This is a genomic window from Rhodococcus sp. ACT016 (assembly GCF_050477185.1).
In the GTDB taxonomy this organism is placed as follows: domain Bacteria; phylum Actinomycetota; class Actinomycetes; order Mycobacteriales; family Mycobacteriaceae; genus Prescottella.
On record NZ_JBEAET010000001.1, the window covers coordinates 346,779 to 369,653 of the forward strand.

General features: G+C 68.5%; 23 protein-coding genes and 1 pseudogene. 15 read left to right on the forward strand and 9 right to left on the reverse strand.

What is annotated here, in order from left to right; genetic code table 11:
- Nucleotides 1–10: 10 nt before the first annotated feature.
- Entirely contained in the window at nt 11–895 is an 885-nt protein-coding gene (locus tag ACQ5DX_RS01650; RefSeq protein ID WP_430330960.1) for a phosphoribosylaminoimidazolesuccinocarboxamide synthase, read from the forward strand.
- 1 nt (nt 896) lies between these two features.
- The gene (locus ACQ5DX_RS01655) at nt 897–3,014 is read left to right on the forward strand and encodes a S9 family peptidase (RefSeq protein WP_430330961.1); all 2,118 of its coding nucleotides are present in this window, start codon (nt 897–899) and stop codon (nt 3,012–3,014) included.
- 55 nt (nt 3,015–3,069) lie between these two features.
- Here the strand turns inward: ACQ5DX_RS01655 and ACQ5DX_RS01660 are convergent.
- The 3 genes and pseudogenes from ACQ5DX_RS01660 to ACQ5DX_RS01670 form a co-directional block, all read right to left on the reverse strand.
- A pseudogene (locus tag ACQ5DX_RS01660) lies at nt 3,070–3,396 on the reverse strand (isochorismatase family protein); the annotation flags it as partial.
- 54 nt (nt 3,397–3,450) lie between these two features.
- A complete protein-coding gene (locus ACQ5DX_RS01665; RefSeq protein ID WP_430330962.1) occupies nt 3,451–4,152 on the reverse strand; it encodes a response regulator in 702 nt (233 codons plus the stop codon).
- A complete protein-coding gene (locus tag ACQ5DX_RS01670; RefSeq protein WP_430330963.1) occupies nt 4,149–5,759 on the reverse strand; it encodes a sensor histidine kinase in 1,611 nt (536 codons plus the stop codon). The genes ACQ5DX_RS01665 and ACQ5DX_RS01670 overlap by 4 nt, the downstream gene beginning before the upstream one ends.
- 174 nt (nt 5,760–5,933) lie before the next feature.
- Between ACQ5DX_RS01670 and ACQ5DX_RS01675 the strand changes: the two genes are divergently transcribed.
- The 3 genes from ACQ5DX_RS01675 (at nt 5,934) to ACQ5DX_RS01685 (ending at nt 8,737) form a co-directional block, all read left to right on the forward strand.
- Nucleotides 5,934–7,358: a cation:dicarboxylate symporter family transporter gene (locus tag ACQ5DX_RS01675; RefSeq protein ID WP_430330964.1), complete on the forward strand. Its 1,425-nt coding sequence runs from the start codon at nt 5,934–5,936 to the stop codon at nt 7,356–7,358.
- Between the two features lie 86 nt (nt 7,359–7,444).
- A complete protein-coding gene (locus tag ACQ5DX_RS01680) occupies nt 7,445–7,939 on the forward strand; it encodes a glutathione peroxidase (protein WP_430330965.1) in 495 nt (164 codons plus the stop codon).
- A 93-nt stretch (nt 7,940–8,032) separates the two neighbouring features.
- Nucleotides 8,033–8,737 (forward strand): DUF2334 domain-containing protein, encoded by a 705-nt coding sequence (locus ACQ5DX_RS01685; protein WP_430330966.1) that lies wholly within the window; start codon nt 8,033–8,035, stop codon nt 8,735–8,737.
- A 30-nt stretch (nt 8,738–8,767) separates the two neighbouring features.
- Here the strand turns inward: ACQ5DX_RS01685 and ACQ5DX_RS01690 are convergent, their stop codons facing one another.
- Nucleotides 8,768–9,490, reverse strand: coding sequence for a TetR/AcrR family transcriptional regulator (locus ACQ5DX_RS01690; protein WP_430330967.1), 723 nt, complete (start codon nt 9,488–9,490; stop codon nt 8,768–8,770).
- Nucleotides 9,491–9,573: 83 nt separating this feature from the next.
- Here ACQ5DX_RS01690 and ACQ5DX_RS01695 point away from each other — a divergent pair, with 83 nt between their 5' ends.
- Nucleotides 9,574–9,951 carry a VOC family protein gene (locus ACQ5DX_RS01695; protein WP_430330968.1) on the forward strand — a complete coding sequence of 126 codons (378 nt, stop codon included), beginning with the start codon at nt 9,574–9,576 and terminating at the stop codon, nt 9,949–9,951.
- A gap of 12 nt (nt 9,952–9,963) precedes the next feature.
- Here the strand turns inward: ACQ5DX_RS01695 and ACQ5DX_RS01700 are convergent, their stop codons facing one another.
- The gene (locus tag ACQ5DX_RS01700; protein WP_430330969.1) at nt 9,964–10,611 is read right to left on the reverse strand and encodes an MBL fold metallo-hydrolase; all 648 of its coding nucleotides are present in this window, start codon (nt 10,609–10,611) and stop codon (nt 9,964–9,966) included.
- A 142-nt stretch (nt 10,612–10,753) separates the two neighbouring features.
- Between ACQ5DX_RS01700 and purS the strand changes: the two genes are divergently transcribed.
- The 7 genes from purS to ACQ5DX_RS01735 all read left to right on the forward strand — a co-directional run bounded on the left by purS (nt 10,754) and on the right by ACQ5DX_RS01735 (nt 15,989).
- Nucleotides 10,754–10,990, forward strand: coding sequence for a phosphoribosylformylglycinamidine synthase subunit PurS (gene purS / locus ACQ5DX_RS01705; RefSeq protein ID WP_430330970.1), 237 nt, complete (start codon nt 10,754–10,756; stop codon nt 10,988–10,990).
- The gene (purQ, locus tag ACQ5DX_RS01710; protein WP_430330971.1) at nt 10,987–11,664 is read left to right on the forward strand and encodes a phosphoribosylformylglycinamidine synthase subunit PurQ; all 678 of its coding nucleotides are present in this window, start codon (nt 10,987–10,989) and stop codon (nt 11,662–11,664) included. The genes purS and purQ overlap by 4 nt, the downstream gene beginning before the upstream one ends.
- A gap of 119 nt (nt 11,665–11,783) precedes the next feature.
- Nucleotides 11,784–12,911, forward strand: a complete 1,128-nt coding sequence (locus ACQ5DX_RS01715) for an NAD(P)H-dependent amine dehydrogenase family protein (RefSeq protein ID WP_430330972.1) — start codon at nt 11,784–11,786, stop codon at nt 12,909–12,911.
- Complete coding sequence (locus ACQ5DX_RS01720; RefSeq protein ID WP_430330973.1) at nt 12,908–13,396, forward strand: carboxymuconolactone decarboxylase family protein; 489 nt, start codon at nt 12,908–12,910, stop codon at nt 13,394–13,396. Before ACQ5DX_RS01715 ends, ACQ5DX_RS01720 begins: the two co-directional genes overlap by 4 nt.
- Nucleotides 13,397–13,428: 32 nt before the next feature.
- Nucleotides 13,429–13,779: a VOC family protein gene (locus tag ACQ5DX_RS01725; protein WP_430330974.1), complete on the forward strand. Its 351-nt coding sequence runs from the start codon at nt 13,429–13,431 to the stop codon at nt 13,777–13,779.
- Nucleotides 13,780–13,803: 24 nt separating this feature from the next.
- Nucleotides 13,804–15,096 carry a M18 family aminopeptidase gene (locus tag ACQ5DX_RS01730; protein ID WP_430330975.1) on the forward strand — a complete coding sequence of 431 codons (1,293 nt, stop codon included), beginning with the start codon at nt 13,804–13,806 and terminating at the stop codon, nt 15,094–15,096.
- 173 nt (nt 15,097–15,269) lie between these two features.
- Nucleotides 15,270–15,989 carry a hypothetical protein gene (locus tag ACQ5DX_RS01735; RefSeq protein WP_430330976.1) on the forward strand — a complete coding sequence of 240 codons (720 nt, stop codon included), beginning with the start codon at nt 15,270–15,272 and terminating at the stop codon, nt 15,987–15,989.
- 148 nt (nt 15,990–16,137) lie between these two features.
- Here the strand turns inward: ACQ5DX_RS01735 and ACQ5DX_RS01740 are convergent, their stop codons facing one another.
- Nucleotides 16,138–17,772, reverse strand: coding sequence for a class I adenylate-forming enzyme family protein (locus ACQ5DX_RS01740; RefSeq protein WP_430330977.1), 1,635 nt, complete (start codon nt 17,770–17,772; stop codon nt 16,138–16,140).
- A 120-nt stretch (nt 17,773–17,892) separates the two neighbouring features.
- Between ACQ5DX_RS01740 and ACQ5DX_RS01745 the strand changes: the two genes are divergently transcribed.
- On the forward strand, nt 17,893–18,735 hold the full coding sequence (locus tag ACQ5DX_RS01745; protein WP_430330978.1) for a TetR family transcriptional regulator: 843 nt from the start codon (nt 17,893–17,895) through the stop codon (nt 18,733–18,735).
- Nucleotides 18,736–18,756: 21 nt separating this feature from the next.
- Here the strand turns inward: ACQ5DX_RS01745 and ACQ5DX_RS01750 are convergent, their stop codons facing one another.
- The 3 genes from ACQ5DX_RS01750 to ACQ5DX_RS01760 are packed head-to-tail and all read right to left on the reverse strand — an operon-like array spanning nt 18,757 to nt 22,222.
- Nucleotides 18,757–19,584, reverse strand: coding sequence for an SDR family oxidoreductase (locus tag ACQ5DX_RS01750; RefSeq protein ID WP_430330979.1), 828 nt, complete (start codon nt 19,582–19,584; stop codon nt 18,757–18,759).
- A complete protein-coding gene (locus tag ACQ5DX_RS01755) occupies nt 19,584–21,260 on the reverse strand; it encodes a class I adenylate-forming enzyme family protein (RefSeq protein WP_430330980.1) in 1,677 nt (558 codons plus the stop codon). Before ACQ5DX_RS01755 ends, ACQ5DX_RS01750 begins: the two co-directional genes overlap by 1 nt.
- Nucleotides 21,257–22,222, reverse strand: a complete 966-nt coding sequence (locus ACQ5DX_RS01760; protein WP_430330981.1) for a cyclase family protein — start codon at nt 22,220–22,222, stop codon at nt 21,257–21,259. Before ACQ5DX_RS01760 ends, ACQ5DX_RS01755 begins: the two co-directional genes overlap by 4 nt.
- A 183-nt stretch (nt 22,223–22,405) precedes the next feature.
- Here ACQ5DX_RS01760 and ACQ5DX_RS01765 point away from each other — a divergent pair, with 183 nt between their 5' ends.
- Entirely contained in the window at nt 22,406–22,816 is a 411-nt protein-coding gene (locus ACQ5DX_RS01765; protein WP_430330982.1) for a hypothetical protein, read from the forward strand.
- The last annotated feature ends 59 nt before the right edge of the window (nt 22,817–22,875 follow it).

The following is a 22,875-nucleotide window of genomic DNA, read 5'->3' on the forward strand; positions in this document are numbered from 1 at the left end:
GGGTAGCCACGTGCGTCCTTCACTCGACTCCTACACCCATCTGGCCGGCGGCAAGGTCCGCGATCTCTACACGATCGACGACGAGCACCTGCTGCTGGTCGCGAGTGACCGGATCTCGGCCTACGACCACGTGCTGTCCACCCCGATCCCGGACAAGGGTCGGGTGCTCACCGCGATGAGCGTGTTCTTCTTCGAGAAGCTCGGCGGTAACCACCACCTCGCCGGCGACCCGCTCGACGAGCGCATCCCCGAGGAGGTGCTCGGTCGCGCGCTGGTCGTCCGCAAGCTGAACATGGTGCCGGTCGAGTGCGTGGCCCGCGGCTACCTCACCGGATCCGGGCTGGCGGACTACCAGCGCACCGGCGCGGTGTGCGGCGTCGCGCTGCCGGAGGGGCTCGTCGAGGCCAGCCAGCTGCCCGATCCGATCTTCACCCCGGCCAGCAAGGCGGAGCTCGGCGACCACGACGAGAACATCGACTTCCAGGCCGTCGTCGACAAGGTCGGTCAGGACCTCGCAGTCAAGCTGCGGGACGACACCCTCGACATCTACTTCCGTGCCGCGAGCTTCGCCCGGGAACGCGGAATCATCCTCGCAGACACCAAGTTCGAGTTCGGGCTGGACTCCGAGAACAACCTGGTCCTCGCGGACGAGGTGCTGACGCCGGACTCGTCGCGGTACTGGCCGGCCGACGGCTACGAGCCCGGCAAGGTGCAGCCGAGCTTCGACAAGCAGTTCGTGCGCAACTGGCTCACCAGCCCGGCGTCCGGTTGGGACCGCGCGTCGGACACCCCGCCGCCGCCGCTGCCGCAGGACATCGTGGACGCGACCCGTGCCCGCTACATCGAGGCGTACGAGCGCATCTCGGGCCTGTCGTTCGAGGATTGGGTGGGCTGAGATGAAAGCGCTGACTCCGCCTGTCGCCAAGCGGGTGCCGTTCGAGCGCATCCATCACGGGGAGACGTTCGTCGACCACTACGAGTGGCTGCGGGACAAGGAGGATCCCGAGGTCATCGAGTACCTCGAGGCGGAGAACGCGTACACCGCTCAGCAGCTCGAGCACCTGGATTCGTTGCGCGAGAAGCTCTTCCAGGAGATCAAGACGCGCACGCAGGAAACCGACATGTCGGTGCCGACGCGGCTCGGGGACTGGTGGTACTACTCCCGCACGGTCGAGGGCAAGCAGTACGGGGTCCACTGCCGGTGCCCGATCGCCGGGCCCGACGACTGGACCCCGCCGGAGTTGTCCGCGGACGTCGCGATCGAGGGCGAGCAGGTTCTGCTCGACGGCAACGCGGAGGCCGAGGGACACGAGTTCTTCTCGCTCGGGGCGTTCTCGGTGAGCCGCGACGGGACGCTGCTGGCGTACTCGGTGGACGTGATCGGCGACGAGCGGTACACGATGCGGTTCAAGGACCTCGGCACCGGCGACCTGCTGGTCGACGAGATCCCCAACACCGCGCCCGGCGCGACGTGGGCGATCGACCACCGGCACGTCTTCTACCTGACGGTGGACGAGTCGTGGCGGCCGGACACAGTGTGGCGGCACAAGCTCGGGACCGCCCAGACCGAGGACGTTCAGGTCTTCCACGAGCCCGACGAACGCTACTGGGTGTCGGTCGGGTCCACGCGCAGCGAGAAGTACCTGATGATCTGGCTCGGCTCCAAGGTCACCACCGAGGGCTGGATCCTCGAGTCGGCGGATCCCGAGGGCGACTTCCGGGTGATCCTGCCGCGCCGTGAGGGCGTCGAGTACGCGGCCGAGCACGCCGTGATCGCGGGCCAGGACCGGTTCCTCATCCTGCACAACGACGTCGTCGACGGCGAGAAGGCCGAGAACTTCGTCCTGGCGCAGGCGCCGGTGGCGGATCCGAGCGCGATGGAGATCCTGATCCCGCACCGCCACGACGTGCGGCTCGAGGACATCGACACCTTCGCCGACCACGTGGTGCTCAGCTACCGGCGCGATGTGCTGACGCGGGTGGCGATCTGGCCGCTCACGGCGGACGGGTACGGCGAACTGACCGAGATCGAGTTCGACGAGGAACTGTTCTCGGTGGGCCTCGGATCCAACCCCGAATGGGAGCAGCCCACGCTGCGCATCGGGTACGGATCGTTCATCACGCCGTCGCGGGTCTACGACTACCAACTCGGCACCGGTGAACTGGTGCTGCGCAAGGCGCAACCCGTCCTGGGTGGATTCGACCCCGCCGACTACGAGCAGCATCGCGAGTGGGCGGTGGCCGACGACGGCACCCGCATCCCGCTGTCGGTGGTGCGGCGCAAGGGAATCGGCGGCGACCCGGCACCCACGCTGCTCTACGGGTACGGCTCGTACGAGGCCAGCATGGATCCGGCGTTCTCGGTGGCCCGGCTGTCGCTGCTCGACCGCGGCATGGTGTTCGCGGTCGCGCATGTGCGCGGCGGCGGTGAGATGGGCCGGCACTGGTACGAGAACGGCAAGACGCTCACCAAGAAGAACACCTTCACCGACTTCGTCGCGTGCGCGCGGCATCTGGTCGCCGAGGGCCGTACGACCCCGGAACAGTTGGTCGCCGACGGCGGCAGCGCGGGTGGCCTGTTGATGGGTGCGGTAGCGAACCTCGCGCCCGAACTCTTCGCCGGCATCCTCGCGAACGTGCCGTTCGTCGACCCGCTGACCTCGATCCTGGATCCGTCGCTGCCGCTCACCGTGATCGAGTGGGACGAGTGGGGCAACCCGCTCGAGGATCCGACCGTGTACGAGTACATGCGGTCGTACAGCCCGTACGAGAACGTCGAGGCCAAGAACTACCCGGCGATCCTCGCGATCACGAGCATCAACGACACCCGGGTGCTCTACGTCGAACCCGCGAAATGGGTTGCGGCGCTTCGAGCGACGAAGATCGGTGACTCCCCGCTGCTGCTCAAGACCGAGATGAGCGCCGGCCACGGCGGTGTGAGCGGTCGCTACGAGAAGTGGAAGGAAGTCGCGTTCGAGTACGCGTGGGTCCTGGACACCGCGGGCGCGGCGTAACCATCGAGTGCCGTCAGTGGGGCGGGCGCCGGAAGGTGCCCGCCCCACTCACGTCTCACACCGGAACAGGCATGGCCAGTGCCGACAACACGTGTGCCGTGGGTGCCACCACCGCGCACCTTGCGGCGGCGTAGTCGAGGACCTGCCGGTGCTCGGCCGCCGAGAAGTCGGCCAGCCCGTCCGACACCAGGAACATCTCGACGTCCTGCATGAACCCGTCGAGCGCCGTGGTGAGGCACCCGATGTGGGCGTACACGCCGGTGACGATCAACTGATCTCGCCCGAGGTTCGCGAGGCGCTGTCGCAGATCGGTTCTCGCGAAGGCGCTGTAGCGCCATTTGTTGAGCAACACGTCGCCGGGCTCGGGGGCGAGTTGGGTCACTCGGATGGGGATCCACGATCGTCGAGTTCGCCGGCACGTGCTGACCGGCGGCTCTCACCGCTGGGCGCCTGCCCAGGTGTAGCGCACCTGTGGTCGCCCGGCGCGGCCGTACTCGGTGTGCCGGGCGAGCACGCCGTCGTCGGCGAGCCGCTCGAGGTAGCGCCACGCCGTCACTCGGGACACCCCGACGGCGGCGGCGACCTCGGCGGCCGTCAGCGGGCCGTCGGCGTCCCGCACGCAGACCCCGATCAGGTCTGCTGTCTGTGGGGCAACACCTTTCGGTGTGGTGGCGCGCGCGTCGGCGCTGCGCAGCACCGCCATCGCACGGTCGATGTCGCGTTGACTCGCCGCGGTCCCGCCCGCGGGCAGCGCGGCCCGGAACTCGCGGTAGTGCTCGAGCTTGTCGCGCAGCGCCGCGAACGTGAACGGCTTGAGCAGATACAGCACCACCCCGCGGGTCACCGCCGTCCGCACGACGTCGAGGTCACGGGCCGACGTGACCGCGATGATGTCGGGACTCGGGCGCAGGCCGCCGAGCGCGCCCGCGAGATCGAGCCCGCTCGCGTCGGGCAGGCCGATGTCGAGCAGCACCAGGTCGATCGGTTCCTCCGACGTGGCGGCCTCGGCGACGGCACGCATCGCGTCCTTCGCGGTGTGCGCCACCGCGTGCACCGAGAACCCTTCGATGCGTTCGACATACGAGCGGTGCGCCTCGGCGATCAACGGTTCGTCCTCGACGACCAGCACGCGGATCATCGGTCCCCACCCTCCGTGTCGCCGGTCCGTGGCGACCGCCTGGGTAACGGAATTTCGACCACCAGCATGCCTGCCAGTGACGGCTCGGTGCGCAACCGTCCGCCGTGCCGCGTGACGATCTGCGCGACGAGGGCCAGTCCCAGTCCCCGTTGCCGCGCCGGTCGTCCGTCCACGGGTTTGGTCGAGTATCCGCGGGTGGTCGCCCGCGCGAGGGCGTCCGGATCCATGCCGGGCCCGCTGTCGGCCACCCGGACGACGAGCATCGAATCTTCCTCCACCACGGTCACTTCCACCCACGCGCCCTCGTCCTCGCCGGCCCGGGCGGCGTCGATCGCGTTGTCGACCAGGTTGCCGACCACGGTGACCAGCTCGAGCGGGCTGAGCGCGGTCACCGGGCCGAGCGCGGTGTCCTCGGTGACCGTCAGTTCGACGCCGTGCTGCGCCGCCTCGGTCACCTTGCCCAACAGCAGCGCGGCCAGCGCCGGCTCGTGCACCGCCGCCATCAGACGGTCGATCAGCTGCTGGGAGGTCGCCAGTTCGGCCGTCGTGAAGGCGACCGCCTCGTCGTGGTGGCCCAGTTCGACCATCGTCACGATCGTGTGCAGGCGGTTGGCGTACTCGTGCGCCTGCGCGCGCAGCGACTCCGCGACGCTGCGCGCCGAATCGAGTTCGCCCAGGGCACTCTGCAACTCGGTGTGGTCACGCAACGTCACCACGGTCCCGATCCGCCGCCCCTCCCACAGGACGGGTGCTCGACCGACGACCAGGATCCGGTCGGCCGTCACGTGCACCTCGTCCTGTTCGCCGTCGGCGTCGGGCCCGATGCGCCGCAGCGTCTCGGGCAGCTGGTCCGGCGTGATCGGACCCTCCGGCAGCCACAGCAGCCGGCGGGCCTCGTCGTTGACGACGTCCACGCGGACCCGGCCGTCGCGATCGCGGCCGAACACGATCAGTCCCTCGCCGATCGACCGCAGCACCGCGTCGTGGTGTTCGTAGAGCCGGCGCAGTTGGTCGGGGTCCAGTCCGAGGGTCTGCCGGCGGATCCGTCGGCTCACCAGCGCCGCGCCGACCGCCGCGATCACGACCGCGATCGCGGCGATGCCCAGCAGCGACGGCAACCCCTGCGCGAACTGTTCGCCGACCCGTTCCCGGGTCACGCCCACCGACACCAGACCCACCAATTGCCCGTCCGACTCCACCGGGGTGACCGCGCGGATCGACGGCCCGAGCGATCCCGAGTACGTCTCGGTGAACGTCTCGCCGGCCAGCGCCCGCTCGATGTGGCCCTCGAAGCGCTGCCCGATGAGCGTCGGGTCCGGGTGGGTGTAGCGCGTGCGGTCCGGTGCCATGACGACGATGAAGTCCGTCCCGGTCGCTGCGCGGATGCGCTCGACCTCGGGCTGCAGCACGGCGGTGGGATCGGGCCCACGCAGCGCGGCGACCGTCGAATCCGACAGCGCCAGCGTCTGCGCGATGCTCGTCACCTCGCGTCGTGTCGCGTCGTCGGAGTCCCGGCGCTCGTCGACGACGGCGAACGCCGACACGGCAGCGATGACCAGCGTCAAGACCACCAGCTGCAGTATCAGCAGTTGACGAGCGACGCTCATCGGTGGGCGGGAGGTGCCGCGGGGCACGTCGATCCTCTCGTGAAACTAATGAACACAAACTTCACCGGCGCCTCGTCGGGGACCAGCATTCACAGACGAGTCGGCGTGACCCCGATCACTCGAAGATCAACCGAGCCGGCTCCTCGAGTATCCATCCGATCAAGAGGACACCGCATGAGCACGAGTGCAGCAGGGACGCTGGGGCCGGCGCAACCCGTCGAGAGCAAGAAGACGCGTGACCGCACGCACTGGCTCTACGTCGGCGTCGTCGTCGCCGTCGTGGCCGGTGTGCTCGTCGGGTGGCTCGCGCCCGACGTCGGCAAGTCGCTCGGCGTGCTCGGCACGATGTTCGTGGACCTGATCAAGATGATGATCAGCCCCGTCATCTTCTGCACCATCGTGCTCGGCATCGGCTCGGTGCGCGCGGCCGCGAGCGTGGGCAAGGTCGGCGGACTCGCGCTCGCGTACTTCATCGGCATGTCCACCGTTGCCCTCGGCATCGGTCTGGTCGTCGGTAACCTGCTCAACCCGGGCAGCGGCCTCCACATCACGCCGGACACCGCGAACACCGGTGCGGCACTTGCCGAGAAGGCGCACGCCGCGGGCGGCACCATGGACTTCATCGCGTCGATCATCCCGACGTCGATGCTGTCGTCGCTGACCTCCGGCAGCGTCCTGCAGACCCTGTTCATCGCGCTGCTGGTCGGCTTCGGTCTGCAGGCGATGGGCAAGCAGGGCGAGCCGGTTCTCCGGGGCGTCGGGCACGTGCAGAAGCTCGTGTTCAAGGTCCTGTCGATGATCCTGTGGCTCGCGCCGATCGGTGCGTTCGGCGCGATCGCCAACGTCGTCGGGCAGACCGGTCTGGGCGCCGTCGTCCAGCTGGGCGCGCTCATGCTCGGCTTCTACCTCACGTGCCTGATCTTCGTGTTCGGTGTGCTCGGCAGCATCCTGCGGGCGGTCGCCGGCATCTCGATCTTCAAGCTCGTCCGCTACCTCGCCCGCGAATACCTGCTGATCTTCGCGACGTCGTCGTCCGAGTCGGCCCTGCCGCGGCTCATCGCCAAGATGGAGCACATCGGCGTCGAACGCACCACCGTCGGTGTCGTCGTGCCCACCGGCTACTCGTTCAACCTCGACGGCACCGCGATCTACCTGACGATGGCGTCGATCTTCATCGCCGACGCGATGGGGCAGCCGCTGTCGCTGCCCGAGCAGGCGTCGCTGCTGGTCTTCATGATCATCGCGTCGAAGGGCGCGGCCGGCGTCAGCGGCGCCGGGCTCGCGACCCTCGCGGGCGGCCTGCAGAGCCACCGGCCCGAGCTGCTCGACGGCGTCGGCTTGATCGTCGGCATCGACCGGTTCATGTCCGAGGCGCGTGCGGTCACCAACTTCAGCGGTAACGCCGTCGCGACGCTGCTGGTCGGCACCTGGACCAAGTCCGTGGACAACGAGCGCGTCCGCGCCGTTCTCGCGGGTGAACTCCCGTTCGACGAGTCGACCATGGTCGACGACCAAGAGGCCGAGGCAGCGGACGAGTCCCCGGAGCGCGCGAGGGCGGTGCGCGCGACCACCGCCGGGCGGGAGTTGGTGGACGCCTGATGTTCGTGGGGCGGATGGCTTTTCCGACGCACGGTGCCCGCGCGTGGGACAAGCACGAGTCCGAGGCTTTGGCTAGGTTGGTGCGCATGACGACTCCGCTGCAAGACATCACGATCGACACCCTCGGCGGTGTGCCGACCAGCCTGGGCGAGTACGGCGGCCGCGCCGTCCTCGTGGTGAACGTGGCCTCCAAGTGCGGCCTGACCCCGCAGTACACGGCGCTCGAGAAGCTGGCCTCGGAGTACGCCGAGCGCGGCCTGACCGTCATCGGCATTCCGTGCAATCAGTTCATGGGTCAGGAGCCGGGCACGCCCGAGGAGATCCAGACCTTCTGCTCCACCACGTACGGCGTCACCTTCCCGCTGATGGAGAAGATCGAGGTCAACGGCGAGAACCGGCACCCGCTCTACGCCGAACTCACCAAGATCGCCGACGCAGACGGCGAGGCCGGAGACATCCAGTGGAACTTCGAGAAGTTCCTGATCGCCCCCGACGGAACGGTCGCGAACCGGTTCCGTCCGCGCACCGAACCCGATGCCCCCGAGGTGATCGCGGCCATCGAGGCCGTGCTGCCCCGCTAGGGCACGCATCCGACGGCGCCCGCTCGCATTCCTCCACCGAATGTGTGCACGGGCGCCGTCTGTCGTTCACCTGCGGCTGCAACGCTCGAAGCCATGACCGGACAGGTGATCGTGTCGGTGTCGGGGATCAGGGACGAGACGCGCGACCTCGTCGCCGAGTTCGCCGCGGAGATGGATCGCAGATCCGTCCCGCTGTCGCTGCTCGTCGCACCGCGGCTCAAGGACAAGTACCGACTGGTCTCGGATCAGGCCACACAGGAATGGCTGCGCGAGCGCCGCGATCGCGGCGACGCGATCGTCCTGCACGGCTACGACCAGGCCGCCACCAAACGCCGCCGCGCCGAGTTCGCGGTGCTGCCCGAACACGAGGCCCGGCTGCGACTGCTGGCCGCCGATCGCGTCCTCGAGGATGCGGGCCTGCGGACCCGGCTGTTCGCGGCGCCGCGGTGGATCGCCTCGCCCGGCGCCGTCTCGGTGCTGCCGAGCACCGGGTTCCGACTTCTGGCCGGCATGACCGCGATCCGCGACCTCGCCCACGGGACCAGTGTCCGCAGCCACGTCATCGGACTCGGTGACGGCTTCCGTGCAGAGCCGTGGCGATGCCGCACGATGGTGCTGAACGCGTCCCGCGGAGCCCGGCGCGGGCGTCTGGTGCGGCTGGCGATCTCGGCCAAGCAACTCGGCAAGCCCGGGCCGCGGCAGGCGTTGCTCGACGCCGTCGACCTCACGCTGCACCACGGGGCGGAGCCCGCGGTGTACCGCTGGCCGCTGCGGGAGGGCGTGCGCGAGGTGGCCTGAGCCGCCACGCTTTTCGTCAGGCGGGCGTCTCTAGGTGCGGATGAGGGACTCGAGCGCGTCCAGCACCCGGTTCAGGCCGAAGTCCCACGCGTGTTCGGGGCTGTAGGCCGCATTCATGGCCTCGCCGGCGGCGGCGCCGACGCGCTGCGCGAGGGGGAAACCGTCGCCGAGATATCCGGCCAAACGTTCACTCGCGGTCGTCCAGAGCTCCGCCATGTCGGCGGCGTGGGGGTCGGGGCGGCGTGCCCGCGCAGAGGCGCGGACGAAGTCCGTGACGAACGTGAGTGCGGCATCGCGCTCCACGTCGTCGATGCCCGTCTCGTCGAAGGCGTGCAGTTCGTGGTCGTACTTCGCGATCGTCCCGGGGCCGAAGGCTGCACGCTGGTCGGCCACGTCCAGTAACCACCAATGCTCCGTGCAGAGCGCCATCTCCGCCTCGGCGACCTGCCGGACACGGTCCCGCCAATCGTCACTGGTGTACGCCGCGCGAGTCCGGCCGGCGTGTACCGCGTCGACCATGAGGACCAGCAGATCGTCGCGCGAGCCGACGTGCGTGTACAGCGCCATCGCGGAGATGCCCAGATCGGCGGCAAGCCGCCGTACGGTCACGGCCTCCAAGCCCTCGCGGTCGGCCATCGCGACGGCGGAGTCGACCGCCTGCGTCGTGGTGACCTTCGCGCGGGGCCCGCGGGTGCCGCCCCGTGGGGCGTCGGGATGGTCGCGCCACAGCAGGTCGATCAGTTCGCGAGCCACAACACGCCTCCGAGGGCGGGAACAAACGGAAGATTGCTGTACTTTATACAGTGCATAAGGTTTCTCTCGTCGTGGAGGTTCACATGAAGGTCACTGGTACAGCCCTGTCTCTGAACGTCGCAGACACGCACGCGTCGGCCGAGTTCGCGAAGACCCATTTCGGGTTCACCGAGGCGATGTCGGACGACGGCTTCGTGTCCCTCGCCCATCCGGATGCGGGGATCAACGTGATCTTCCTGCGCACCGGTCTCGGGACGTTCAAGCCGGCCGCCATCGCCGGTCCCGCCGGTCAGGGTCTGCTGATCGCGTTCGTCGTCGAGGACATCGACCGCGAGTTCGCGCGTATCGCGGCCGAGGGGGCCACGGTCGTCACCGCACCCGAGACCGAGCCGTGGGGTGAGCGCTACTGCCAGTTCGTCGACCCCAACGGGATCGTCTGGCAGTTGGTGCAGTGGGTCTGAACCGCGCGTCGGTCAGGACACCTCGACGTCGGACTCCTCGGGAAGGACGCGGAATTCCGTTCCGCCTGGTCCCATTTCGGTGAGGCGTCCGTAGTAGATGCCACGCGCCTCCTTGGCCACCACGGCCTGGTGGATCGGCACCGCGACCCGCGGGTGCACCGCGCGGAGGTAGTCGACGGCCTCGGAGATCTTGAGCCACGGCGCAGCGGCCGGGATCGCGAGGACGTCGACCTTCTGCTCCGGCACGAACAGCGAGTCGCCCGGGTGCATGAGCTTGGCCGGGTTCTGAGCGTCGCCGAGGAGGTAGGCGGTGTTGTCGATCAGCGGGATCTCCGGGTGGATCACCGCATGGGTGCCGCCGGTGCCGGTCACCTGGACCTCGCCGACGTTGAAGACGTCGCCCGGGTACACCGCGGTCCACGCCTCGCCCAGCAGCGCCGACGTCTGCGGGTCGGCGTACAACCCGGCTCCGGGGTTCGCATCGACCAGCGCGGGCAGTCGCTCGGGATCGGCGTGATCGGGATGCTGATGCGTGATCAGGATGGCGTCGAGTCCGGTGATCCCCTCGAATCCGTGGGAGAAATTGCCCGGGTCGAACAGGATCTTTGCGCCGTCGAGTTCCACCAGGACACAGGAATGGCCGAAGTGCGTGAGTCGCATGAGACGAGTATGCGGGATCACATCGGTGGGCGGGGGTGGCGTCGGAGGTTCACTCGGTTCGGGAGCGGACCGGGCTGCCCGGTAAACTCCTGCATGCCCGGTGCGATCCCGGGCGGAAACCAGCCATAGCGAGGAGCAGCACGTGGCCCGTGTCGTTGTCGATGTCATGCCCAAGGCCGAAATTCTCGACCCGCAGGGGCAGGCCATTGTCGGGGCGCTGTCCCGACTCGGTCATGCCGGTGTGTCGGATGTTCGCCAGGGTAAGCGATTCGAGCTCGAGGTCGACGACAGCGTCAGCGACGACGAGCTCGCCACGATCGCCGAGTCGCTTCTGGCGAACACGGTGATCGAGGACTGGAAGGTCACGCGAGTCCAGTGAGTGCGCGTATCGGAGTCATCACGTTCCCGGGCACGCTCGACGACGTCGACGCCGCCCGCGCCGTCCGTCTCGCCGGTGGCGAGGCCGTGAGCCTGTGGCACGGCGACGCCGACCTCAAGGGCGTCGACGCAGTCGTCGTCCCCGGTGGCTTCTCCTACGGCGACTACCTGCGCTGCGGTGCCATCGCGCGCTTCGCGCCGGTCATGGGTGAGGTCGTCAAGGCCGCCGAGGGCGGCATGCCGGTGCTCGGTATCTGCAACGGCTTCCAGGTGCTGTGCGAGGCCGGTCTGCTGCCGGGCGCACTGACCCGCAACGCCGGGCTGCACTTCGTCTGCCGCGACCAGTGGCTGAAGGTCGAGACCAGCTCGACGGCCTGGACGTCGCGCTACGAGGCGGGCGCCGAGATCCTGGTCCCGCTCAAGTCCGGTGAGGGCCGCTACCAGGCCTCCGAGCAGGTGCTCGACGAGCTCGAGGGCGAAGGCCGCGTGGTGTTCCGCTACGCCGGCGACAACCCGAACGGCTCGCAGCGCGGCATCGCCGGCGTCGCGTCGGCCAACGGACGCGTCGTCGGCCTCATGCCGCACCCCGAGCACGCCACCGAGCCGCTCACCGGCCCGAGCGACGACGGACTCGGCATGTTCTACTCCGTCCTCGAGAGCGTCCTGACGGCCTGAGCCGTCGGCGCCCAGCCGAGACCTGAAGGGACCCTCCGGTCGCTGTGAGCGACCGGAGGGTCCCTTCGTCTGCGCGGAACCGCACCTACGGTGCGGGCGTATTCGCTAGCGTGCCGCGCATGATCACCACCGTCGTCTGGGGCACCGGCAACGTCGGGCGTGCGGCGATCCGCGCGGTGCACGCGAACCCCCGCCTCGAACTGTCCGCCGTCGTCGTGCACGACCCCGCGAAGGTCGGCCGGGACGCCGGCGCCCTGGGCGACGTCGGCGCCGACGTCGGGGTCGCCGCGACCGACGACATCGACGCGGTCCTCGTCGCCCGCCCCGACGCGGTCGTCTACGCGGCGTCCGGCGACATCCGGCCCGACGACGCCCTCGCCGACCTGGTGCGGATCCTGCGCACCGGGGCCGTCGTGGTGACGCCGTCGGTGTACGCGCTGTACGACCACCGCAGCGCCCCGCCCGAGATCCGGGATCCGATCGTCGACGCGATCGCGGCCGCGGGCGGCTCGCTCTTCGTGTCCGGCGTCGACCCCGGCTGGGGGAACGACGTGCTGCCGCTCCTGATGAGTGGGCTCGGCTCGACCGTCGACGTGATCCGGTGCCAGGAGATCTTCGACTACTCCACGTACGACCAGCCGGACTCGGTGCGGTACCTGGTCGGAATGGGGCAGCCGATGGACTACGAGCCGCCGATGATCGCGCCGACCGTGCCGACGATGGTGTGGGGCGGGCAGATTCGGCTGATGGCGCGGGCGCTCGGCGTCGACCTCGACGAGATCCGCGAGACCGTGCAGCGACGTCCGCTCGAATCGGACGTCGCGACCGCGACGATGGGCGAGTTCGCCTCCGGGACGCAGGGTGCGCTGCGGTTCGAGGTGCAGGGCATCGTCGGCGGCGTGCCCCGGATCGTCGTCGAACACGTCACCCGCATCCACCCGTCGTGCGCGACGGACTGGCCGACGCCGCCCGACGGCGGTGCCGGGGCGCACCGTGTGATCGTCGAGGGCCGGCCGCGGATCGAGGTCACGGTCGAGGCCACCGACGAGGACGGCAGCCGTGCCGCCGGCGGCAACGCCACAGCCGTCGGACGGCTCGTGGGCGCCATCGACTGGCTCGTCGACGCCGAACCCGGACTGTACGACGCGCTCGACGTCCCGCTGCGTCCCTCGCCGGCACTGGGATTTTCGCCGACAGGCGCCGTCGCGGCGGGCACACTGGGGGAAACCGGAAGGATCCAGCAATGAGAATCGACATCCCCGAGGGCAAGGACCCCGTCGGCTACGTGTGGGGCGAACTGGTGCCCGCCATCGGCATCCCCGCGTCCAAGCTGTCGCTCGCGGTCTACTCGGAGTCCACGCTGGGGCTGCGCGAGTTCGAGGCCGCGCGGTTGCGCATCGCCCAGATCAACGGCTGCATCGTCTGCATGGACTGGCGCACCGAGCGCGACGGCGAGAAGGTCGAGGACGCCTTCTTCGAGTCCGTCGAGAACTGGCGCACCACAGACGCTTTCGACGACCGGACGCGGCTCGCCGCCGAGTACGCCGAGCGGTACGCGCTCGACCACCACAACCTCGACGACGAGTTCTGGGCGCGGATGGCCGAGCACTACAGCCAGCGCGAGATCGTCGAGCTGAGCATGTGCATCGGGTCGTGGATCGCCTCGGGACGCCTCAATCACGTGCTCGGTCTCGATTCCGTGTGCGCGCTGCCCGTGCTGCCGGAACGCTGACGCCTGTCGTACCCCCGCGTTAGCGTCCGGTCATGGCACTCACACTCGGCATGATCACGATCGACTCGACCGACCCGGGCGCACTTGCGAAGTGGTGGTCCGAACAGATGGGCGGCGTCATCGAGCAGGAGAACGAAGGCTGGTTCTACATCGTCGGTATCCCCGGCTGGGGGCAGAAGCTCGGCTTCCAGAAGGTCGCCGACCCGACGCCCGGCAAGAACCGGCAGCACATGGACCTGGTGTCGCCCGATCTCGACGCCGAGGTTCAGCGCCTGGTCGCCGCGGGGGCCGGCGAGGTGCATCGGGAGAACATGGACGGCTTCCGCTGGGTGGTGCTCGCCGATCCGCAGGGCAACCAGTTCTGCGTCTCCGGAGCACACTGAGTTCGGTACTGCATGATTGTCGGTATGCCATCGACTACGCAGGCCGACGCCCAGGGATTGTGTGCTTTCGTCGACGCGTCGCCGTCACCGTTCCACGTGTGCGCGACCGTGGCGGCCGAACTCGCCGAGAACGGATTCACCGAGCTGCGGGAGACCGACGCCTGGCCCGCCGCGCCCGGTCGGTACTACCTGATCCGGGGCGGATCACTGATCGCATGGAGCACCGAGGGGCCGGCGGGGGACGGGCCGGCCGGGCCGTTCAGGATCGTCGGCGGGCACACCGACAGCCCGAACCTGCGCGTCAAGCAGCATCCCGACCTGGTGTCGGCCGGATGGCAGCTCGTCGGCCTCGAGCCGTACGGCGGGGCGTGGCTCAATTCGTGGCTCGACCGTGATCTCGGCATCTCCGGACGGCTCAGCGTCCGGTCCAGTGACGCGGTCGAGGAGGTGCTGGTCCGCGTCGATGAGCCCATCCTGCGGGTGCCGCAGCTGGCGATCCACCTGTCCGAGGACCGCAAGGGCGTCCAACTCGACCCGCAGCGGCACGTCAACGCGGTGTGGGGGAGCGGCGGCGGGCCGCGGTCGTTCATCGGGTTCCTCGCCGGCGAGGCGGGAGTGGACGCGGACGCGGTGCTCGGCTGGGAACTGATGACCCACGACCTGGCGCCGTCCGCGGTGGTCGGTGCGGACTCGTCGCTGGTGAGCGCCCCCCGCCTGGACAACCAGGGCACCTGCTACGCCGGCGTCCGGGCGCTGCTCGCGGCCGTCGCCGACCCCGGCGACTGCACGCCGGTGCTCGCGCTCTTCGATCACGAGGAGGTCGGCAGCATGTCCGACCGCGGCGCCTTCTCGGACCTGCTCAACTCCGTGCTCGAGCGCATCGTCCTGCTGCGCGGCGGCGGACGCGAGGACTTCCTGCGGGCGATGTCGGGTTCGGTGTGCGCGTCCGGCGACATGGCGCACGCGACGCACCCGAACTACCCCGACCGGCACGAGCCCGCCCACCGCATCGAGATCAACGGCGGACCGGTGCTCAAGGTCAACCAGAATCTGCGCTACGCCACCGACGCCAGCGGGACCGCCGAATTCGCGCTCGCCTGCGACCGTGCCGGCGTTCCGCTGCAGCGGTACGTCCATCGCGCCGACCTGCCGTGCGGGACGACGATCGGGCCGATCACCGCGTCACGGACCGGGTTGTCGACGGTCGACGTCGGAGCCCCGCAATTGGCGATGCACTCGGCGCGAGAGCTGATGGGCGCGAAGGATGTCCGAATGTACGCCGATGCGCTCGCAGCCTTCCTGACGCCGGTGCGATAGGCGGGGCGCGAGTTTTTCCCGTTCTCCTGCGGAACTGGACGAAAGTCCAGTAAAAAGAGTCACGGCTGTATTCGTGTCGACTCGGACGGGTCGACCAGGGCGGTGCCTGCGCTGACTGCGGGGATGTTCGGCATATGGCGACGGCCCTTCACGGACCGAATGGAGAACTCTGCATGTCTCGTACTTCCCTGCGCCGCGTTGCGGCCGCAACCGCCTCGGCCGCTCTCGTCGCGGCGGGCATCACGGTCGGACTCGGTGTCGGAGCCGGAACCGCGGCCGCCGCACCCGTCTGCCAGCAGTCGTCGAACACGACCAAGCAGGACTTTTGGACGGTGGGTGTCACGCACACCTACAGCAAGACCGTGAACGTCACGGAGGCAGCCGCCGGTAACGAGGTCACCTACAAGACGGTCGTCGGCACCACCGGCATCGGCAACCCGTACGTCAGCCGCATCACCGACTACCCGCCGGCCGGGTTCGGTGCCCCTGTCGCTGCCAAGTTGACGGCGTACCACCTGCCGCTCGGCCAGGTGTCCGAGCCGGTCACGCCGAACAAGAACGGCGCCGGGTGGGACGTGACCAGCACCGGTTGGTTCGTCAACTCCGGTAATCCGGTCACCCTCGAGATCACTTACAAGGTCCCGGACAACGTCAAGGCTGGTGACCTCGTGACCAGTGGTGGCATCTCCACGGACGGCACCGTCGGTGTCGGCGCCAACTTCCCGAACCTGACGTCCTGCTTCACCGTCCGCGGCAAGAACGCCGGTGAGACGGTCAGTGGCAGCCTCGACGGCGCCGGCCTCGGGTCGGCCGACGGTCAGCTGTCCTCGACCGGATCGATCAGCGACGTCCTCGGCGACACGATCACCCGGATCCTGCAGAACGGCAGCTAGCAAGTCCGCCGAGCGCGCCCGAGTGTGGCGCGTCGGCGCGTGACGACGATGACCTCCGGTTCGATGGTCGTGTCCAGTACACGGCCATCGGCCGGAGGTCGTTTGGTTTACGCGCGAACCTCGATCTCGAAGCCGGCGCGCCGACGGCTCACAGCTGGCTGCGAATCAGCTTGCCCGTGAGGGTTCTCGGCAGCGCGGCCACGAACTGAACCTCGCGGGGGTACTTGAAGGCAGCCATCGAACGACGACCGTGCTCGATGAGATCGAGCTCGCTGACGTCGGCGCCCTCGCGGACGACGACGAAGGCCTTCACCGACTCGCCTCGGTAGTCGTCCGGAATGCACACCACCGCAGCTTCTTTCACGTCGGGATGGTTCAGCAGGACCTCTTCGACCTCACGCGGCCAGATCTTGTATCCCGACGCGTTGATGACGTCGTTCTTGCGGTCCAGGACGTAGAACCAGCCGTCACGGTCCATGAATCCGACGTCGCCGGTCAGAACGGTGTTCGTGTCGGTGTTGCCAACCTCGGTGTTCGGCCAGTATCCGGGGACGACCTGTGGCCCGGTGGTCACGAGTTCGCCCACGTCGCCGGCCGGAACGTCCCGGCCCGCTTCGTCGACCACCCGAACATCCGTGTTGTACACCGGTATTCCCACCGAGAGCACCCCGGTCTCGGGGTCCACCGGTGCTCGTCGGCCGAGTGGTACGGCGTGCGACGGCGAACTCGTCTCGGTCAGGCCGTACATGTTGTGGACGTACTTGCCGAACGCGGATTCGAGTCGAGTCAGAATGGCGGGGGAGACCGGTGCACCGCCCGAGTAGAGCGCGGACAGCGAGCAGAGATCGTCGGCGTCCGCCCCGGCGTCGGCCAGGGCGATGTATGCGGTGATCGCGGCCATCGCGAACGTCGGCCGGTGCTCACGAATGGAGTCGAGCATCGCCTCCGGGTGGAAGCGGTGTGACAGCACCAGCGGCGATCCCAGGAGGAAGCTCACCATCACGTGTCCGACCAGCCCCGAGATGTGGAAAAGCGGCGACAGTCCGAGCACGCGGTCGCCCGGATCCAGTTGCGCCCAGTCCCGGTACACCTGCGCGCTGAAGACGAGGTTGCGATGAGACAGCATGGCGCCCTTCGGAACACCCGTGGTTCCGGAGGTATACATGATCATCGCCAGGTCGTCAGGGGCCGGGCTGTCGGCAATCGTCGGGCGGCCGGTGGGGTCGTGGGCGGCCACCAGCTCGTACAGGTCCGTGGCGCCCATCGGGATCCGGCGGCTCGCGGCGAACAGGCGGGGATCGTTACGACGCTGGCCGTCAAGCGCGGACACGGTGACGACGTTCTCGACGGGGCATTCGCGAAGCCATGCCGCCGCGACGGTCTCGAACACGTCCTCGAGGATGAGCAGCGCCCGGGGGCGGCAGTCGTCGACGAAATGGGCGAACTCCCGTTCCTTGCACATGGGGCTGAGCGCGACGGAAGTGCCGCCCGCTCGCCAGGCCGCGACGACACCGATCAGGAAGGCGGGGTTGTTCTGCGTGCACAGCGCCAGTCGGTCGCCGCGGCCGAATCCCAGTTCCTGGAGGTGGCAGGCGAGGGCGTCGGCCGCCGAGCTCAGTTCGCCGTAGGTGACGGTGCCGTCGAAGTAGTGGATTGCGACTGCCTCCGGCATTCGCTGCACCGCGGCATCGAACATCGCCAACGCGTTGTCGAAGTCGGGCGTGATCGAATCGGGGTGGTCGGCGGGGAAGCTGGCCAGCCACGGCCTCGTCGGGGACGTCATCTACTCACCTCTCTCGATCCCGCGCCGCTGGTCGCCCCGGAGGGCGCTCGGCGAGATGCACTGAACCCTACGACACGCAACATGATCGGACCTGGGGATCCGATCGCTACCATGTTCAGCATGGCTGAACAAGCTGCTGTCGCTGTGGGCCCGAACGTGCGCCGCGAGCGAAACCTCGTGGGCCTGACCCTCCGCGAGCTGGCGACGCGTATCGGGGTGAGCGTGGGAACGATGAGCGCGATCGAGAACGACAAGGTCTCGCCCACGTTGGCGCGCCTCCAGGAGATCGCCGACGAACTCCGCATCCCGGTCAAACAGTTGCTCGACGGGCCGGTCGCTGAGCCGTCGATCGCGGATCCGGTCGCCGGCGCGGTGGGGACGTGGCGTGAGTTCGCGCCGTTGTCGGTCGATCCGGTGTTGGGTTCGGCGATAGACGTGTTCACGGAGACCGGCTACCACGCGGCGACCATGCGCATGATCGCCGACGGTGCCGGCATCAGTGTGGCGGGCGTCTACCACCACTACCGCAGCAAGCAGAGCCTGCTGGTCGCCATCGTGGACATGATCATCGAGGAACTGCGGCTCCGGCTGATCCGGGCCCGTGACGACGGCGGATCGGATCCGGTCGAGCGCTACTCGAACATGGTGGAGGCATTGTCGCTCTACTACGTGGTGCGCAGCGACATAGCGGTGGTCGGCACCAGTGAGACCCGCAGCCTGGAGGAACCCGCGGCGGCGCGTATCGCCGCGGAGCGTCGCGCGCTGCAGGGACTGATGGACGCCGAACTCGACCGGGCGGCCGCTTCGGGTGCAGTGACCCACCCTCGGCCGTATACGACCGCGCGGGCCATCACCACGATGTGCACCGCGTTGCCGCAGTGGTTCGACCCGACCGGGCCGCTCTCCCCGGAGCAGGTTGCGCAGGAGTACGCCGGTCATGCCCGCGCGATGCTCGGCATGTGACCGGCGTACTCCCAGCCCCGGTCAGTCGACAGCGGCGTCGGTGACGCGCCTGTGCCGCTGCATTCCCGAGATCCAACGGTCGATGTCGGCGGCCTTCCGGGCGCGGAAATCTGCCACCTCGGCGTGCGGAAGGACGAGGAACTGATTGCGGGCGACACCGTCGATCGCGTGGCGGGCAACATCTTCCGGCGTCATCACGTCGCCCGCGCGGGTGATCGTGGCGGCCGCCGATCGCATCTGTCGGTCCGCCGATCCGGAGGCGTCGCCGATCATCGCGGTCGCGATGCCCATCGGACATACGCACGTCACCGATACACCCAGGTCGCCGTACGTGACCGCGAGCCACTCGGCGAACCCCACGGTGGCGTGCTTGGTCACCGAGTACGTCGGCGAACCCAACTGGGTCAGCAATCCCGCCGCCGACGCGATGGACACGAACCGACCACCGCCGCGCTGGAGCCACGATGGGACGAGAAGGCGGGCGGCGCGTACGTGGGCCTGTACGTTCACTTCCCACGAGGTGGTCCACTGCTCGTCCGAGGCGTCCAGGCTGAAGCCCTGGAAGACGCCGGCGTTCGCGACGTACAGGTCCACCGGACCGAAGGCCGACTCGGCGAGCGCCACCGATCGTTCGATGTCGTGTGCGTCCGAGGCGTCACCGGCAATCCACCTGACCTGGTCGCCGTGTTCCCGACGCAGCGTCTCGCCGGCCTCCTGCACGCCGCCCTCGTCCCTGTCGGCCAAGACCACGCGGCATCCGCGGCCGAGCAACTCGCGCCCGAGGGCGAACCCGAGGCCGTGGGCAGCGCCGGTCACGATGGCGACCGATCCACTCACTTCGGATCCCATCACTGTGCTCCCGCCGCCGGAATTCCGTTGTCGCGCATCGCTCGACGCAGGATCTTCCCGGTCGCGGTCTTCGGCAGATCGGAGACCACCACGATCGAGCGAGGGTACTTGTATGCCGCCATCCGCTCGCGGCAGAACTCGATCAACTCCTCCTCCGTCGCCGATGTGCCCGGGGCCAGCGACACGAAAGCCTTGACGGTCTCGCCCCGGTACTCGTCGGGGATGCCCACGACCGCGGCCTCCCGGACGGCGGGGTGACCGTACAGCACGTCCTCGACCTCGCGCGGCCACACCTTGTAGCCGGAAGCGTTGATCATGTCCTTCTTGCGGTCGACCAGGTAGAACCAGCCGTCCGCGTCCATGAATCCGACATCGCCGGTGCGCAATTCGCCGCCCGGGATGGACGCGGCGGTCGCCTCCGGATTGTTCCAGTAGCCGGGAGCCACCTGCGGTCCGGACGTGGCGAACTCGCCGACCTGCCCGGCGGGAACCTCATTGCCCTGCTCGTCGAGCACCCGTACGACGGTGTTAAAGACGGGCACGCCGACCGAGAGGGCACCGGACTCGGGATCGACCGGCGCGCGCATCCCAGCGGGCACCGCGTGCGAGGGGGAACTCGTCTCGGTGAGCCCGTAGATGTTGTGGATGTACGTCCCGAACATCGATTCCAGGCGGTCCGCGACCGCCGGCGCCACGGGTGCGCCGCCCGAGTAGACCGCTCGCAGCGACGAGAAGTCGGCCGGACAGGCGCCGTCCGCGCCGGCGAGCGCGATGAAGGCCGTGATCGCGCCGATGGTGAACACCGGGCGATGCTCTCGTATCGAGTCGAGCATGACCTCCGGGTGGAAGCGGTGCGAGAGGACGACCGGAGACGCCGTGAGGAACGCCACCATGATGTGTCCGACCAGTCCGGAGATGTGGAAGAGCGGGGCGATTCCGAGCACCGGATCGCCGTCACGCAGGTAGGCCCAGTCGCGGTACGTCTGGGCGTTGAACGCGAAGTTCGCGTGAGTGTTGATGGCGCCCTTCGGCTTACCGGTCGTCCCCGACGTGTAGGTGAGGATCGCGAGGTCGTCGTCCTGGACGGTCACTGGGTCCGGACGGCGTCCGTCGTGGTCGGCGACGATGGTGTACAGGTCATCGGTGGTCAGGCTCCGTCGGGCCAGTCCACCGAACAGGCGATCGTCGTTGCGTTGCTGCCCGTCGAGCGCCGACGTCGTCACGACCAGTCGGACCGACGTCTCCTCCTGCCCGAGTACGGGTTCCGCCACCGACTCGTACAGGTCGTCGAGGACCAGCAACGCTCGCGCGCCCGAGTCCTGCAGCAGGTAGGTGACCTCGCGTTGCTTGTTCATCGGATTGACGGCGACGCCGGCACCGCCGCACTTCCATGCAGCCAGCAATCCGATCACGAACGCCGGGTTGTTCTGAACGAAGAGCGCCAGGCGGTCGCCGCGGCCGAAGCCGTGACGCTGCAGATGGTTCGCCAGGGCGTCCGACGCGGCATCGAGCTCGCTGTAGGTCACCGACCCGTCGAAGTACTTGATGGCGGGCATGTCCGGGGCACGTCGCACGGCCGATCGGAACATGTCGAGGCCGTCGCGGAACTCCGGGGTGATGTCGGGGCTCAGTCCCTCCGGATAGAGGGACAGCCAGGGGCGGTCGCGATAGGTCACTTGATCACCACCGGGTTCACCGGCGCACCGGTGGCCTGATGGATCTTGAGTGGGGCCGCGACGTAGAAGAACTCGTAGGTTCCGTCCTCGGCGCAGTCGGCGGCGAGCTTCTCGAGATCGCAGATCTCGGTGAAGGCCACGCCCAGGTTGCGCATCAGGGCGTTGTGCAGGACCAGCGCCATCCCGTTGTCGGGGTCGGTGGTCACCTCGTTGGCGATGGTGTCGGTGACGAGGTTGGGAATCTCCTTGTCCTGGAACCACTTGACCAATTCGGGGGAGTAGACCAGGCCCGGCTCGCAGAAATCCGCGTAGAAGGCGTCCCGGTCGCGGAAGAACATCTCGAGATGGTTTGTGCGGATGATGATGATGTCGCGGTTGCGGATCTCGATTCCCTGGCGCTTCGCGCAGGCCTCGAGGTCGTTGTGGTCGAAGGTCTCGCGCTGGCCGAGGTACTCCTTGTCGAAGTGTCGTGCCATGTCGAGCAGAATCGCGCGGCCGACGACACCGCGCTGGGCGATCGGTTCCACGCCGGCCTTGTCCATGCCGCCGACGGTGGTGCGGGCGTCGTAGCCGTTCCAGATCTTGCCGTCGTACCAGACGTGACCGAGGGCGTCGTACTGCGTCGAGCCCTGCAGGAAGGCCTCGATCTTGTCGTCGGCGTAGTGGAGACCGCCCGGGAAGCAGGGGCCCGAACCGCCTTCGTCCCAATCGGATTCGTCGTAGATCATCTCGCGCGTGGCCGGTGAACGACCGGGCCACACCGGATCGCCCTTCGGATCCCCGATCAGTCGCTGGAGTGTGAATACCGACCCTCGTCGGATCAGCGCTGCGCCGGCGATGACCTGCTGGGCGGTCAGGTAGTTGAGGCTTCCGACTTCGTCGTCGGCCCCCCACTTGCCCCAGTTGCTGGGCGATGCATCCAGCAGATTCGTGAGATCTGACAGTTCGATATCGGTGGACATGCGCTTCCCTTCCTCCCAGTGAACTGAACCGAGCGAGCGTTCAGGCGGTTCAGTGAGAGGGTGGCAGGCGAAAGGCTGCGTAGTCAACCCCCACTTGATGATTGGTGTCCGGGGTCCGAGGCTTTTTCAGTCAGGGTGAACAAGGAGTCCTCGTCGCCCCGTGCTCTGGGTTACGTTCCGGTCATGAGGACACTTGCCGCCGCCTCTGCGGTATCGGTGCTGTGCACCGTGCCGGTGTGGCTGTTCGTGGTGCCTCAGTTGGTGAGTTCGGGGATGGTCGAGCCGGGCCCGTTGTTCGAGTTGATGGTGCTGCTACCGACGCCGATCGGGCTGATTGCCGCACTCGTGGGGGCTGTGGCCCGCCTGTGCGCACTCGTGCGCCGAGGCGTCCCGGTGGACGTTGCTCGCCGGATGGTGACGTTCGGACAGATTGCGACGGTGTCACTGGCCGTCGCGATCGCCGTGGCGGCGGGTCTGTTCACGGCGCCGTGGTTCGGTGTCGACGAGATCGAGAGGCGGGACTTTTCCGCCGTGCGCGCGAAACGGGGCCAGGTTAACCGACCGGCGAGCACTGGGTGCACGGCGCGTCGGTGACCCCGGCTAGACTTTGCCCTGGCAGTGCGCCGCCCGCCCTGCCGATTCGATCCCAGAGG

Coding starts and splice junctions, on each gene's coding strand:
- ACQ5DX_RS01765 (WP_430330982.1), top strand. CDS start 22,406: ATGAGGACACTTGCCGCCGCCTCTGCGGTATCGGTGCTGTGCACCGTG.
- ACQ5DX_RS01685 (WP_430330966.1), top strand. CDS start 8,033: ATGACCGGACAGGTGATCGTGTCGGTGTCGGGGATCAGGGACGAGACG.
- ACQ5DX_RS01675 (WP_430330964.1), top strand. CDS start 5,934: ATGAGCACGAGTGCAGCAGGGACGCTGGGGCCGGCGCAACCCGTCGAG.
- ACQ5DX_RS01745 (WP_430330978.1), top strand. CDS start 17,893: ATGGCTGAACAAGCTGCTGTCGCTGTGGGCCCGAACGTGCGCCGCGAG.
- ACQ5DX_RS01740 (WP_430330977.1), bottom strand. CDS start 17,772: ATGACGTCCCCGACGAGGCCGTGGCTGGCCAGCTTCCCCGCCGACCAC.
- ACQ5DX_RS01700 (WP_430330969.1), bottom strand. CDS start 10,611: ATGCGACTCACGCACTTCGGCCATTCCTGTGTCCTGGTGGAACTCGAC.
- ACQ5DX_RS01735 (WP_430330976.1), top strand. CDS start 15,270: ATGTCTCGTACTTCCCTGCGCCGCGTTGCGGCCGCAACCGCCTCGGCC.
- ACQ5DX_RS01760 (WP_430330981.1), bottom strand. CDS start 22,222: ATGTCCACCGATATCGAACTGTCAGATCTCACGAATCTGCTGGATGCA.
- ACQ5DX_RS01655 (WP_430330961.1), top strand. CDS start 897: ATGAAAGCGCTGACTCCGCCTGTCGCCAAGCGGGTGCCGTTCGAGCGC.
- ACQ5DX_RS01720 (WP_430330973.1), top strand. CDS start 12,908: ATGAGAATCGACATCCCCGAGGGCAAGGACCCCGTCGGCTACGTGTGG.
- ACQ5DX_RS01715 (WP_430330972.1), top strand. CDS start 11,784: ATGATCACCACCGTCGTCTGGGGCACCGGCAACGTCGGGCGTGCGGCG.
- ACQ5DX_RS01750 (WP_430330979.1), bottom strand. CDS start 19,584: ATGGGATCCGAAGTGAGTGGATCGGTCGCCATCGTGACCGGCGCTGCC.
- ACQ5DX_RS01725 (WP_430330974.1), top strand. CDS start 13,429: ATGGCACTCACACTCGGCATGATCACGATCGACTCGACCGACCCGGGC.
- ACQ5DX_RS01680 (WP_430330965.1), top strand. CDS start 7,445: ATGACGACTCCGCTGCAAGACATCACGATCGACACCCTCGGCGGTGTG.
- ACQ5DX_RS01730 (WP_430330975.1), top strand. CDS start 13,804: ATGCCATCGACTACGCAGGCCGACGCCCAGGGATTGTGTGCTTTCGTC.
- ACQ5DX_RS01665 (WP_430330962.1), bottom strand. CDS start 4,152: ATGATCCGCGTGCTGGTCGTCGAGGACGAACCGTTGATCGCCGAGGCG.
- ACQ5DX_RS01695 (WP_430330968.1), top strand. CDS start 9,574: ATGAAGGTCACTGGTACAGCCCTGTCTCTGAACGTCGCAGACACGCAC.
- ACQ5DX_RS01670 (WP_430330963.1), bottom strand. CDS start 5,759: ATGAGCGTCGCTCGTCAACTGCTGATACTGCAGCTGGTGGTCTTGACG.